General features: G+C 42.1%; 12 protein-coding genes. 7 read left to right on the forward strand and 5 right to left on the reverse strand.

Annotation, left to right across the window (positions count from 1 at the left end; translation table 11 throughout):
* Positions 1-197: 197 nt before the first annotated feature.
* The 4 genes from ISX45_RS15235 to ISX45_RS15250 all read right to left on the reverse strand — a co-directional run bounded on the left by ISX45_RS15235 (position 198) and on the right by ISX45_RS15250 (position 4,968).
* Positions 198-1,019, reverse strand: coding sequence for a glycosyltransferase family 2 protein (locus ISX45_RS15235; protein WP_181555330.1), 822 nt, complete (start codon positions 1,017-1,019; stop codon positions 198-200).
* Positions 1,020-1,035: 16 nt separating this feature from the next.
* Positions 1,036-1,965: a DMT family transporter gene (locus tag ISX45_RS15240; RefSeq protein ID WP_194519355.1), complete on the reverse strand. Its 930-nt coding sequence runs from the start codon at positions 1,963-1,965 to the stop codon at positions 1,036-1,038.
* Between the two features lie 82 nt (positions 1,966-2,047).
* Positions 2,048-3,244, reverse strand: coding sequence for an MFS transporter (locus ISX45_RS15245; protein WP_194519356.1), 1,197 nt, complete (start codon positions 3,242-3,244; stop codon positions 2,048-2,050).
* Between the two features lie 104 nt (positions 3,245-3,348).
* Positions 3,349-4,968, reverse strand: a complete 1,620-nt coding sequence (locus ISX45_RS15250; RefSeq protein WP_194519357.1) for a M20/M25/M40 family metallo-hydrolase — start codon at positions 4,966-4,968, stop codon at positions 3,349-3,351.
* A gap of 186 nt (positions 4,969-5,154) precedes the next feature.
* Between ISX45_RS15250 and ISX45_RS15255 the strand changes: the two genes are divergently transcribed.
* The 7 genes from ISX45_RS15255 to ISX45_RS15285 all read left to right on the forward strand — a co-directional run bounded on the left by ISX45_RS15255 (position 5,155) and on the right by ISX45_RS15285 (position 12,994).
* Complete coding sequence (locus tag ISX45_RS15255) at positions 5,155-6,393, forward strand: PucR family transcriptional regulator (protein WP_194519358.1); 1,239 nt, start codon at positions 5,155-5,157, stop codon at positions 6,391-6,393.
* 114 nt (positions 6,394-6,507) lie between these two features.
* Complete coding sequence (gene ald / locus ISX45_RS15260; protein ID WP_181555325.1) at positions 6,508-7,641, forward strand: alanine dehydrogenase; 1,134 nt, start codon at positions 6,508-6,510, stop codon at positions 7,639-7,641.
* Between the two features lie 119 nt (positions 7,642-7,760).
* On the forward strand, positions 7,761-8,576 hold the full coding sequence (gene pdxK / locus ISX45_RS15265; RefSeq protein ID WP_194520731.1) for a pyridoxine/pyridoxal/pyridoxamine kinase: 816 nt from the start codon (positions 7,761-7,763) through the stop codon (positions 8,574-8,576).
* Between the two features lie 405 nt (positions 8,577-8,981).
* Positions 8,982-9,833 carry a carbon-nitrogen hydrolase family protein gene (locus ISX45_RS15270; protein WP_194520732.1) on the forward strand — a complete coding sequence of 284 codons (852 nt, stop codon included), beginning with the start codon at positions 8,982-8,984 and terminating at the stop codon, positions 9,831-9,833.
* Positions 9,834-10,737: 904 nt separating this feature from the next.
* Positions 10,738-11,550: a basic amino acid ABC transporter substrate-binding protein gene (locus ISX45_RS15275; protein ID WP_194519359.1), complete on the forward strand. Its 813-nt coding sequence runs from the start codon at positions 10,738-10,740 to the stop codon at positions 11,548-11,550.
* 68 nt (positions 11,551-11,618) lie between these two features.
* A complete protein-coding gene (locus ISX45_RS15280; protein WP_194519360.1) occupies positions 11,619-12,275 on the forward strand; it encodes an amino acid ABC transporter permease in 657 nt (218 codons plus the stop codon).
* Positions 12,272-12,994, forward strand: coding sequence for an amino acid ABC transporter ATP-binding protein (locus tag ISX45_RS15285; RefSeq protein ID WP_194519361.1), 723 nt, complete (start codon positions 12,272-12,274; stop codon positions 12,992-12,994). Before ISX45_RS15280 ends, ISX45_RS15285 begins: the two co-directional genes overlap by 4 nt.
* Positions 12,995-13,032: 38 nt before the next feature.
* Here the strand turns inward: ISX45_RS15285 and ISX45_RS15290 are convergent, their stop codons facing one another.
* Complete coding sequence (locus tag ISX45_RS15290; RefSeq protein WP_194519362.1) at positions 13,033-13,995, reverse strand: ATP-grasp domain-containing protein; 963 nt, start codon at positions 13,993-13,995, stop codon at positions 13,033-13,035.

Consider the following 13,995-nt stretch of genomic DNA (forward strand, 5'->3'; position numbering starts at 1 on the left):
AAGTATCTGTTGATTTTTGGTGTCCACGACTGAGCAAAAGTAGCTTGGCAGGTACATCTATTTACCTGCTATTGTACTTTGATTGGTCGAAAGTCACGCGAATGCGCGGCAGGTAAGCGGGAATCTTGACCTTCGGACAGTTAAAAAAGATGGCAAATCACCAAATGTTGTTCAGCGCCCCCTGCAAAAACAACGATCTATTGCTTCGCTAACGAACATAATCGAGAAATCACTGGTTTTCCGTCCCAGATGATTTGGCTTCCCGCTTTTCGCTTCGCCACTTCCGGCTCTTGAAGAAGCAGCCAAAAGTTTTTCGTCGGCAATGGCCCAAGCCCGTGTTTTTCACTTAATCGGTTCAAATACATTTGCCGCTTGTCGCTCATTTGTCGCGACAAATGATCCCCCTCCTGCGAAAAAGCATACAATACGCTCGCCGCAGCGACTCGCTTGATGCGAAACGTCTCTGACACGCGCAAAAAAAAGTCCCAATCCCAGTAATTGTGCACATGAGGATCAAAATAGCCAAGCGATACATGAATGTCTTTTCGATACAAACTCCCAGATGGAACATACGTCGAAAATTTTCGCATCGCTGCTTTATCATACTCGTATGCAAATAAAAACCGATCCGTCGGTACGCGTTGCCCGTTGTCGACTTTGTAATGAAAAATTTCTACGTCGGAGTAAACAAAGTCTACATCCGTAATTTCCGACACCATTCGTTCCATATGACAAGGCAACAATAAATCGTCATCATCGCAAAGCATGACGAGCTCGCCTTTTGCTGCCTTCACCCCAATATTTCTTGCCTCGACATGTCCGATATTCTTTTCCAAGTGGATGACATTCACTTGTAATTCAGGATACAACGCCACAACCTGTTCAACACGCGCACCGCCATCATTGACAATCACCACTTCAAAATGGCGATATATTTGCCTGCTTAGCGATTCCAGCAACTCCGCAAGCGGATATGACCGATTGTATGTAGGAACGACAACGGAAACAAACGGATTCAAGTCAACATCACCGCCTCTATCCCATCAATTTTCTTTGCCCAAATGCCCGCATCATCTTAGAAAATCCCTCTTCTACAGCTCCTGATGCAAGCATAACGCCAACAACAATAAAGAAAAAGCCGAACCACTGTACAACATGAATGGTTTCTCCTAAAAATAAAGAAGAGGCAACTAGCGAAACAAATGGTGATAAGTTAATAAAGATGGCTGATTCGGCTGCACCAAGACTGTGGATCGCTCGATTATATATCATTTGGCCTAATCCGGTCGCCAATATCGCCGAGGCTAAAAAAATGAACCAAGTTGTTATTTTCCCTTCTTTTAATCGCAATAAACCGTCCGGCTCGATAAACAAGCTCGCTAAAAATAAAACCACCGACCCAAACAACAGCATCCATCCTGTCAACAATCTCGCATCAATGGTTGCCGCTAATTTTTTAATGAAAATAAAGCTGACTGCCTGTGCCAATACCGCCAGGAAAATAAGCATGTCTCCTAGAGAAACAGCGCCGATTTTCGCAGAGCTATGAGTGACGATAAAAATCACCCCTGCAAAGCCAAAGATAATACCGATAAATTTGGCGGCCCGAAACCGGTCACGCAAAAAAATGAGGGCCAACAGCGCCGTCAACAATGGAGACATCCCTAAAATAATTCCGGCATTAGAAGCAGTTGTTTTTGTTAATCCAGTCGCTAAACAATAATGATGGGCAACGACATTCAATAACCCTGTCACAAACATCATTAACATTTCTTTAGCGGCCACTTTTCTCCATTGTCCCGCAATGCCCAAAACTAAAAATACCGTAAGAGAAGCGATAAAAATACGAAATGCCGTAATCGTAATCGGCGCAAACGTATAAACCAGTATTTTCACGGCGACAACGTTTGCCCCCCAAAATACCATTACCATAACTAAAGAGAAATACGTAGACAATTTAGACATATGATACAACCTCTTTCACAAAAATAAAAGAGAAGAAGCAATAATACTAAAATTATAGCTCCTTCCCTTATTTGTCAATCAATTATACCAATTCCTGATGTTTCGTTTCTTTTCCTAACGCCCATACAGCAAACGCTCCGATAAAGATGGCGATACAGAAAATCGCAAAAATTGTGGTCATCGCTGTTTTTTGCGCGACGAGATAGCCGACAAGCAGCGGACCAAGAATACCGCCGATTCTCCCAAACGAAGCGGCCATGCCTGCCCCTGTGCCGCGAATAGATGTTGGATATTGTTCCGGGGTATAAGCGTACAATGCGCCCCATGCACCAAGGTTAAAAAACGACAGCAAAACGCCGGATATCATTAATAACGCGAGCGACTCTGCATTTCCAAAAAAGTACGCGCTTACTGCTGTGCCGATTAAATACACCACAAGAACAAATTTTCGACCAGCCCGTTCAATGAGCCATGCCGCGCTAAAATAACCTGGTAATTGCGCAAGCGTCATAATCAACACATACTCGAAACTTTTAATTAAGCTAAACCCTTTCATCACCATGACACTCGGCAGCCATAAAAACATTCCATAGTACGAGAACACGACACAAAACCAAAGCACCCAAAGCATAAGCGTTTCTTTTCGATACGGCGACGACCATACTTTCACGATATTGTTCCATACCGTCTCCTCTTTTTTCGCGCTCATAAATCTCGGCGAATCAGGCAAGTTCCAACGTAAGTAAAGCGCATACAACGCCGGAAGCGCCGCTAATATTAGTGCCATCTGCCAGCCGTATTTCGGAATCACAAAATACGAAATAAGTGCCGCTAGTAACCAGCCGCCAGCCCAGAAACTTTCCAACAAAACAACTACCTTGCCGCGCTCCTTTGCCGGCACGCTTTCTGACACAAGTGTAGACGCTACCGGCAATTCGCCGCCTAGCCCCATTCCGACCAAAAATCGCAAAATGAGAAACACCGTTAATGTCGTCGTAAATGCTGATAATCCGCTGCCAACAGAGAACAACAAAAGCGTAACAATAAAAACATTTTTTCTTCCAATTCGGTCCGCCAGAAGTCCAAACAACAGTGCCCCTACTGCCATACCAATCGAATTGACACTGCCAATCCAGCCCATTTGTTCAACCGTCAAATTCCAATCTTTTTGTAATGCCGCTATAATAAACGACAACATTCCTACATCCATCGCATCGAACAACCAGCCAAGCCCAGCAATGCCTAATAGCCTTCGGTGCGAAACTTCCTGTTGACTCATGACAACCCCTCCTTTTACAGATGTAAAGCCACTACCTTACATCATTATATTGGCTGCTCTCTGATTATTCAAATAAAAAACAAAGGAGTCTTGACCCCTTTGTTTTATTTTGAAAATACCTCTTGAATTGTATACTCTAATAACTCTTTCATCGTCTCAAACGCCAAAGGTACGTTTAACCGCTCTGTCCATTGATGCGCATCACGCCCAACCGGTCCGACATTCAACACAGGCACATTCAATTTCTTAAGAGCTTCAAGCGGCAAGTCATATCCGCGCTTCCACATCGGCATATTTGCCGTGAGCGCTCGCAAGGAAGAGAATGGTTGCTGCAAGCCGACATAGCTTAGATCAGAAATTCCACCGAAATAATGCTGTTGAACAATTTTTACCCCATGTTTCTCGGAAGCGTGCTGTTGCAAACGCTCAACCACATGTTTCACAAGCGGATCATCACTCGAGTTGACAGCTGGGTAATACGGAGGCGCATAAAATAACACGATCATCGGCGCTAAGTCCTTACAAAGAATCGCTAATCGATCAACGAATTGAGTAGTCCGCTCCCGTTCGTCTTTCTTCTTTTTGTTCGTCAATATCGTCTGTTCTAACTGTTCGACTGCCTCAAGTCCGACCATTTCGACCGCCCTATGTCTTAACTCCGCAAATGTCAACACGTTCACAGAAAGCGCCCTCGGTGTCGACTTTTCCAGTTGCGCAAAGCGAGTAGCTTGATGGTGATACCGTTCCTCTATCCTCCTTGCTGTGCGTTTCGCGAGTTCGACTAAAGCCCCCGTCACTTCATCCATTGATTTTTGCTGCAAAAACAAATTAAATAACGTAACAGCACGGTGCGGAATTTGAACAGAGTAGTCCTCTTTTAAATCCATTTGCAGCAAGTTTGTCGGCGGCGGGCTGATTTCCTCACCAAACACCTCGCAGAAATCGGTGTTTAACTCAAATTCATTTGTAATTTGCGAAGCCATAAAGTTTGCATTTAGCCCCGCGAGCGGTTCTCCGACATGGGTTTCCTTTCCGTAACAATAAAAGCCTGGCAGCACTTTGCCGATGGAGCCGGTATAGATGTAATTCGTTTGATCTCCCGGATAACGCGTAAACATCGGTTCGGAGTTCAACACTAATTTATACGCCAAACCATATTTCTCCGCCATTTCCAATAACGCCGGCACTGCCGCTCTCATTCCCATCGAGTTCACTTCTTCATCAGGCACGGTCAAAAGCAACAAATTGCCGCTAAATTTACCTGCACATGCCTGTTCAATAAGCGACATATGAAGCGCAAGTCCACTCTTCATATCCATGACACCGCGGCCAAATATCCATTCCCCTTCCTGCAAATCCGCTTGTACTTCTGATGGAAGACGCTCTTGATGTTTATAAAAAAGCTTGGTTAACTCCTCTGGAGAGAACGCCACATCCTTCCACGCCCCGTAATCTTGCACATCAACAACGTCAAAATGACTCACGAGAATAATGGTATCGCGAATATATTCGTTCCTTTTTACAAGCGCTGTTACAAAATAACGACCATCACCGGTCGAATGTAATTGAACTAGCTCATTATTTTCCCGGAAATAATCAAGCTCACTTAATTGCGCCGCCACATATTGCGCAAGTAACACCTCTGCCTTCGACCCGCTTATACTTGGGTATTTCACTAATTTGCCAAGCAGCTGTTTCAATTGTTGCGTCGTTTGCCATTTCATCCGCTTCCCCTCTTTTCACACTTTTCATAATATCCTTACTATTTATTGTAACTATGATCATCTACAAATTGAAGCAAGAAAAAACAGTAATAATAGTAAGGCTCTCACATTTTTTGTTACAATTAAAAAAGCAAATGATCGATTGTTTATTTCCACAAACGCCATTTAGGAAGTGAGGAGAACGATGTGACGTATCAGGATGATCCGTTCAAAGCGAATTTTGATAGCCTTGAAGAGTTTGCCGATCGAATTAGTGATTTATTACAATGCCCGATTACAATCGAAGATGCCAATCATAGACTCATTGCCTACAGCGCGCACGATGACTATACCGATCCGGCACGCACCGCCACGATCATTAGCCGCCGCGTCCCAGAAAAAGTAATTAATAACCTATGGAAAAAAGGGGTCATCCCCGCATTATTAAGCAGCATGGAACCTGTTCGTGTCGAAACGATTTCGGAAGTTGGCCTCGGCAACCGCGTTGCGGTATCCATTTGGAAAAATAATGAAGTCATCGGATTTATTTGGGCGTTAGAGGCAGACCGAACGTTGTCAAAAGACGATATGGAATTGTTGAAAAAAGCGGCCAAAGCAGCGAAAAATAAAGTATTGCAGCTGTATATGCGCAAAAATAAAAGAGAAGAGCGGGTGCAAGAATTTTTTTGGAAGCTATTGACCGGTCATATTACCGCCAATGAAGAAATTAAGGAAAATTTTGCGATGATGCAAATTCCAACTGCTCCGCTATTTTCCGTACTCATCTTTCGTTTCGCCAGCGATATCACAAACGACATTGAAAAACAAATTTCGTACATTTTACAAACGACACAGCAAATTCACGTGCTCCTTTACACAGTCGACCGTCACGATTTTATTTTACTGGCCGCTCCTAAATCGACCTTACAGCCATTGCATGAACTCAATCAATTTATCATATCGTTTGGGACGAAGATGAAAGAACGCTTTCACGTCAACAGTATCAAAAGCAGCTTTGGTGGTATTTACGAAACGTATGAACATATCGAAAAAAGCTATAAAGAAGCGCTAACCGTATTAGCGATAAAAGAAAAATTTCCGGAACAAACTTCCACCATTTATAGTTATCAACAATTAGGCATTTACCAATTTTTTGACTTACTTTTAGAGAAAAAACGCCAAGGTGAATTTATCAATTCCTCTCTCTTGAAATTACAAGCGTATGACGAAAAGCATCATACGAATCTCGTGGAAACATTTGAAGTCTTTTTTGACCACGACAGCAACGTGAACGAAACAGCAAAAGCGTTGAATATTCACGCTAATACCCTTTCTTATCGTCTCAAACGCATCGCAGAAATTGGGGAAATCAACTTACACGATATCAATCAAAAAGTAAAACTTTACATTGATATTAAACTTGCTAAATACGAAGCGCTGCATTAATTTTGTGGAAATCCACAAAATGAGGCCGCTTCTTTTTTTCTTCTAAACAAAGAAAAAACGAGTGAAACCGTTTATACTGCAAGTAAGGACATATACAAGGGAGGAACTCAACCAATGATTATTGGTGTACCAAAGGAAATCAAAAATAACGAAAATCGTGTAGCGATCACTCCTGCAGGCGTAATGTCTTTCGTTCATGCAGGTCATCAAGTTATTATTGAAAAAGATGCTGGTGTTGGAAGCGGTTTCACAAATGAAGATTACACAAGCGCTGGAGCGCAAATCATCGACAACGCCGCAGACGTATGGGCACAAGCAGATATGGTCATGAAAGTAAAAGAGCCATTACCAAGCGAATACGACTATTTCCGTCCGGGATTAATTTTATTCACTTACTTACACCTTGCGGCGGAACCAGAGTTGACTCGCGCGTTAAAAGAGAAAGGCGTCATTGCCATCGCTTATGAAACAGTACAAGTCGGCCGCACTCTTCCACTTCTTACGCCAATGAGCGAAGTAGCGGGAAGAATGGCAGCACAAATCGGTGCACAATTCCTTGAAAAACCAAAAGGCGGAAAAGGCATTCTCCTCGGCGGTGTTCCAGGAGTAAGCCGCGGAAAAGTAACAATTATCGGCGGCGGTGTCGTTGGAACAAACGCAGCGAAAGTCGCAATCGGTTTAGGGGCAGATGTAACGATCATCGACTTGAGTGCTGACCGTCTTCGTGAATTAGACGATATTTTCGGTAACCAAATTACGACATTAATGTCTAACCCAATGAACATCGCTCAAGCGGTAGCAGAGTCTGATCTTGTCATCGGCGCTGTCTTAATCCCAGGAGCAAAAGCACCAAAACTTGTAACAGAAGATATGGTCAAAGCAATGAAACCAGGTTCTGTCATCGTTGACGTCGCTATCGACCAAGGCGGAATCGTCGAAACAAGCGATCATGTCACGACTCACGACAACCCAACTTACGTCAAACATGGCGTCGTTCACTATGCTGTGGCGAACATGCCTGGAGCTGTACCAAGAACATCGACAATCGCGTTAACAAACGTAACGATTCCATATGCGCTACAAATCGCTAACAAAGGCGTTCATCAAGCAATCGCTGACAATCCGGCATTAAAACTCGGCGCAAACGTGGTCAACGGCGAAATCACATACGAAGCCGTCGCTCGCGATCTCGGCTACGAATACGTTCCAGTCGAACAGGCGTTAGAAAAACAGTTGACTACTCATTAATCCTGTCGCGCTGGTGCTGCGTACTCTCGCAGTGCCAGCTTTTTTATATTGGTAAAATGGTAAAGTCGTGTAAAATAATGAATAGGACTTATTACTGATATAATTAGGGGGAATCCATGATGACCATGTACAAAGCATTAACGATCGCCGGCTCTGACAGCAGCGGTGGCGCAGGAATTCAGGCAGATTTAAAAACGTTTCAAGAACGCGGCGTATACGGAATGACCGCATTAACGACAATTGTCGCGATGGACCCGCATAACAACTGGTTCCATCAAGTGTTTCCAATTGATCTGGCAACCATTGAAGCGCAACTTGAAACGATTATTGTCGGCGTTGGCATCCATGCGATGAAAACAGGCATGCTTCCAACGACCGATATTATCGAACTAGCCGCGAAAACAATCGAAAAACATAACTTGACGAATGTCGTTGTCGATCCTGTCATGGTATGTAAAGGAGCGGATGAGGCTCTACACCCAGAAAATACGGTGTGCTATCGCGAAGTGCTCGTACCGAAAGCCACTGTTGTGACACCAAACTTATTTGAAGCTGCGCAATTGAGCGGACAAGCACCGATTCGAAGCATCGACGAAATGAAAGAAGCGGCAGCGAAAATTCATGAACTTGGCGCCAAATATGTCCTTGTCAAAGGCGGCAGCAAAATCCCTCATGAAAAAGCTGTCGACGTCTTATATGATGGCGAAACTTTTGAGCTGCTTGAATCTGACCGCATTGATACAACATACACTCACGGTGCAGGCTGTACGTACTCCGCTGCGATTACAGCGGAACTTGCAAAAGGGAAACCTGTCAAAGAAGCGATCGCTACAGCCAAAACGTTCATTACTGAAGCGATCCGCCATTCATTCCCGCTCAACCAATACGTCGGGCCAACGAACCATGCCGCTTACCGTTTGTATAAGGAACAATAAGGCAGAATGATACATTCTGCCTTATTGTTTTTGATTGAAAATGATTTTATTTATGAGAGGAATTTTTTAACTGAAAGCGAAAATCCTAAAAAGATAGAATTTTTCAGACTATCTCCAATAGTAGTGCAGTAATGATTATTATTTTTCCGTTTCATTCTCTGGTAAAAACGCAAAAAGAGAGAAATCAATCCTTAACGGGAATTGAGCCTTTAGAGAAAAACGCTCCCGTTAATCATGCTGGAGCTAATTTTTTAACGGCACAATGACCGGCGCCGATTTTGCCGCTGTAAAACTTTGATATCCATTATTTTTCTAAACAATAACAAACCAAAAGCGCGACGAATAGTTAATTTTATGATAATATACGTTCTACATAAATAACTTGAAAAAGGAAGTGTGAAACCATTGCGTGTGTCAGCCGTTCAATATCACCTTCATACGATTCATTCTTACCAAGAGTTTGTTGACCAAGTTACCCATTACGTGAAAACAGCACAAGAGTTCGAGGCCGAATTTGTCCTTTTTCCTGAATTTATAACAACTCAATTGTTATCCATTCCAACGAAAAAGAACCAAGCACCGACAATCGACGACTTGCCGAATTATACGGAACCATATTACGAGCTATTTACCTCGCTAGCGAAGCAAACCGGCATGTACCTCATCGGTGGAACGCATGTCATTCGCAAAGATGGAAAACTATACAACGTCGCTCATTTGTTTACACCTGACGGACTCATTCACCAACAAGCAAAGCTGCATATTACGCCAACAGAAGTTAAAGAATGGGGAATTACGCCAGGGGAAAGCATCAATGTGTTTGAAACAGAAAAAGGAACAATCGCTTTACTCACATGTTATGATATTGAATTTCCTGAAGTAGTCAGAATCGTACGCGCCAAAGGAGCTGACGTCATCTTCTGCCCATCTTGTACCGACGATCGCCATGGCTTCCATCGCGTACGGTATTGCTGTCATGCCCGTGCCGTCGAAAATCAAGTGTATGTTGTCACGACAGGCACCGTCGGTTCGCTACCAACTGTTGATTTTATGCGCGCCAACTTCGGTCAAGCCGCGGTCATTACTCCGAACGACATCCCATTTCCGCCACGCGGCATTTTAGTCGAAGGAGAAATCAACGACGACATGATCGTCACAGCCGACTTAGACTTGTCCCTCTTATATAAAGTGAGGGAAAAAGGCTCTGTTACGACATGGCGCGACCGCCGTACCGACTTGTATCCGGATTGGAAATAAAAGATTGTAGAATAACATCCCTAATTTATATAAATTCCAGCTTGTCAACTTTGCCGGCAAGCTGGAAGGAATAACATTTATTCCTCTTTTCATACATCTAAATAAATAAATAATAACCATTGTATGAAGGTATATAAGGGTTGTTATATTAATAAATTTAATACTCTTAAGATATTTCGATTAAGAAAACAATGGGAACGCTAGTAAAGGCTGAAAAAGAGGTCTCTCTAGACATATTTCTATTCAATCAACATTTGATGATGAATGATTAAGACTAAATAGATGGTTTATACAATAGAAATGTGGAAAACGAATGACTTTAGTGGCATGCTTTAAACCTCTAATCAGGCCAGCAGCCAAACGCTCATCTCAGAAGCTCCTGTCACGGCAAACCCTAAAGTCCTTCTCCCGAGCATATAACTCCGAAAGATTCGACATACACTTATATGTCCAATAATCAATAAACAACATCCCCATCATATAAATAGCCACAGAAACAAATACCAAGAGATTCTCCCCACCCTTTGTTGTCTTGTTATTTTTCAAAATTGATATCATAACGAAAGAATATTATTTATGCAATAGTAATTATATTTTTCCAACTATTATAAAACATGATGCTTAATAGGCAATAACATTAAACGCCAATTAATTTAATATAATTAATAACCCTCTTGCCTCAATTACGTTATTTTATAAAAATGTATTATTTGTTATTTTTCGAATATTATATACATATATAAATAATAGCTCTAAATAAATATATAATAGAGGATTTATATGCATATATCAATTATTACAAAATATTCAAATAATTATTTTTATAAATACTATTGCATAAAATAAAAAATACTGATAGTATGTAATCGTCCATGAACAAAGGGTATAACAAAGGGGGATTATAATGATAAAAAAAGGTGTCATTGTTGCTGTTTTTTTCTCTTTATTTATGGCATTAGCTGGATGCGGAAAATCAGCGGAACCAACTTCCTCAGCAGGGGATGCGAAGAAAAAAGTTATTGTTGGAACAGATGCTTCATTCGCTCCGTTTGAGTATATGGATAAAGGAAAAATCGTTGGTTTTGACGTTGATTTATTAGATGCAGTCATGAAAGAAGCTGGATTAGACTACGACTTAAAAAATATCGGCTGGGATCCTTTATTCGCAGCAGTGCAGCAAGGGAAAGAAGTAAATTTAGCAATTTCTGGTATTACAATCAACGATGATCGAAAACAAACGTATGATTTCTCCGTTCCTTACTTTGAATCTACTCATATGATTCTTGTGAAAGAAGACAGCCCTATCAAAAACGCGCTTGACTTAAAAGGAAAAGTCGTTGGCGTGCAAAACGGAACAACCGGACAAGCTGCTGTTGAAAAATTGCTTGGTAAAGAAAATAAAAATATTAAAAAATTCGAAAACACGGTTGTCGCCATTATGGACCTTTTAAACGGGGGCGTAGAAGCAGTTGTCACAGACAACGCGGTAGCGAACGAATATGTAAAAAACAATCCTGATAAAAAATTAAAAACCATTGAAGACCCAACGAACTTTGAATCTGAATTTTATGGGCTCATGTTCCCAAAAGGAAGCGAATTAAAACCGAAAATTGACGAAGCAATTAAAAAAGTGATCGACAGCAGCAAATACGCAGAAATTTACAAGAAATGGTTTGGTCATGAACCAAACATAGATAACTTAACCAAACAGCAATAACATACATGTGAAAAATTGCGTAACTATCAATCGCTAGTTACGCAATTTTTATAAGAAAGGTGAGGAGAATGGACTTTCGTTTTGACATTATAAAAGAATACGCCCCATTTTTCCTGCAAGGCGTTTTATTAACGATCGGTTTATCTATCACTGCCATTATTGCGGGCTCTATTCTCGGGCTTGCGATCGGGCTTGGCAAAATGTCAACAAAGCGGTTCGTCCGCCTGCCGTTTGAATGGTATATTAACTTTTTCCGAGGAACCCCTCTATTGGTACAAATGTTACTCGTTCACCTCGGGTTAATGCCTCTTCTATTTAGCCAACCGAGTGCAACTGTTTCACTGGCTGTATCTTTATCATTAAACTCTGCCGCTTATGTTGCGGAAATTTTCCGCGCAGGGATTCAATCGATTGATAAAGGGCAAATGGAAGCGGCCCGTTCGCTTGGAATGACCCACATTCAAGCAATGCGCTATGTCATTTTACCACAAGCGTTAAAGCGGATGATTCCGCCATTTACAAACGAATTTATCGTATTAATTAAAGATTCTTCTCTCGGTGCGGTCATTGCTGCTCCCGAGCTTATGTATTGGGGAAAAGCAGCACAAGGACAATATTATCGCGTTTGGGAACCGTATTTAACAGTCGCATTCATTTATTTACTTCTTACCCTTTCCCTCAGTAAACTACTACACTATTTGGAAAGGAAGTATTCGAACCAATGATTAAAGTTACGAATTTAAAAAAATCATTCGGCGATTTGCAAGTGTTAAAAGGAATTGATGCCCATATTCAGGAACGAGAAATGGTTGTTATTATCGGGCCATCCGGCTCAGGGAAATCAACATTTTTACGCTGCTTAAACCTTCTTGAAGATTTCGATGATGGAGACATTATTATCGATGGATTTCATTTAAAAGACAAAAATACCGACATTAATAAAGTACGTGAAGAAGTAGGAATGGTATTTCAGCGCTTTAACTTATTTCCACACATGACTGTACTGGATAACATTACATTAGCTCCCGTAAAAGTACGAAAGTGGCCGATCGAAAAAGCAAAAGAAAAAGCCATGGAGCTGCTAAAAAAGGTTGGTCTTCAAGATAAAGCCAACGTCTACCCTGACTCGCTATCCGGCGGACAAGCACAACGTGTCGCCATCGCCCGAGCACTGGCAATGGAACCGAAAGTGATGCTGTTTGACGAACCGACTTCGGCCTTGGACCCAGAAATGGTCGGCGAAGTGCTAGCCGTCATGAAACAACTGGCGAACGAAGGAATGACAATGGTCGTTGTAACACATGAAATGGGCTTTGCTCGCGAAGTCGGTGACCGTGTCATTTTTATGGACGGCGGCTACATCGTTGAAGAAGGGACACCAAGTGAAATTTTCGACAATCCAAAACACGAACGGACAAAATCGTTTCTGTCAAAAGTATTGTAAAGAAAAAGCCCTTTTTATAGAAAAGGGCTTTTTCACTCTTAATTTGTTAATCTGTAAGTGACAGATGACGACAACTGTTTCAATTCCTCTCCTAAAAACTTCGCCACTTCAAGCATACCGAACTTCCCGGCGCGTGCTTCGGCTTCCGAGTTATAGTTCGTATTGGTGTTCACGTCATAAGTAAAAATGTCACCGTTTCGATCGCGAATAAACTCAATGCCAGCAATATGAATATCATTCGCGCGCAAAAACTGCTCATATTTTTCAATGATCGGGTCTGAAAAATCGTCGATAATTTCAAATTTTGGACGAGCCGCTGTTTCTCCAACCGGACAAAATAAATCGCCAATTTGGCACGCATCGGCTGGGCAAAGTTCAAACCCTTCTGATGTATCTACTCTTACGGCATAGATAAATTTCCCGCCGACAAACTCACAGCGAGTAATAAACGGCTCAGGAGCTTGGATGTATTCCTGAACGAGCGTAATTCCATCAACGGAATCTTCAAATGCAGTGCTTTCTACATATTGTTGTAACGCCTCAACCGAGTGGAACAATTGCACCCCAAGTCCTCTTCCAGCACGGTTGTGCTTTGTAATAAATGAAGCAGAACCAAGTTGTTTTGCTGCTTCAATAATTTGTTTCTTGCCAACAGCGGCAATCGTCTTCGGCGTTCGAATCCCATGAACATTCAACGCCATATATTGATTTACTTTACTTACCTCTAACCGCAACGCCCGGCTTCCGTTCAGCACTCTGCGCCCATGTCGTTCAAGCCAAGAAAGCACAGCTTCCGTCAGTTCAGGTGCAAAACGGTGATCCCGCGTATGCGAAGAAGCGCTCATTCGGCTATAAAATACTCCCTCTGGCGGTATAACTGATAAATCAACAATTCCTTCATCTAAAAACCATTCTTCATAAGGCAAATCTAATTCTTCCAATCGTCTCGTTAAATGAATTGTCCATTCGCGGTTTTCATGGATAATATAAATCTTACTCAT

Source organism: Thermaerobacillus caldiproteolyticus (assembly GCF_015326725.1).
GTDB lineage: Bacteria > Bacillota > Bacilli > Bacillales > Anoxybacillaceae > Thermaerobacillus > Thermaerobacillus caldiproteolyticus.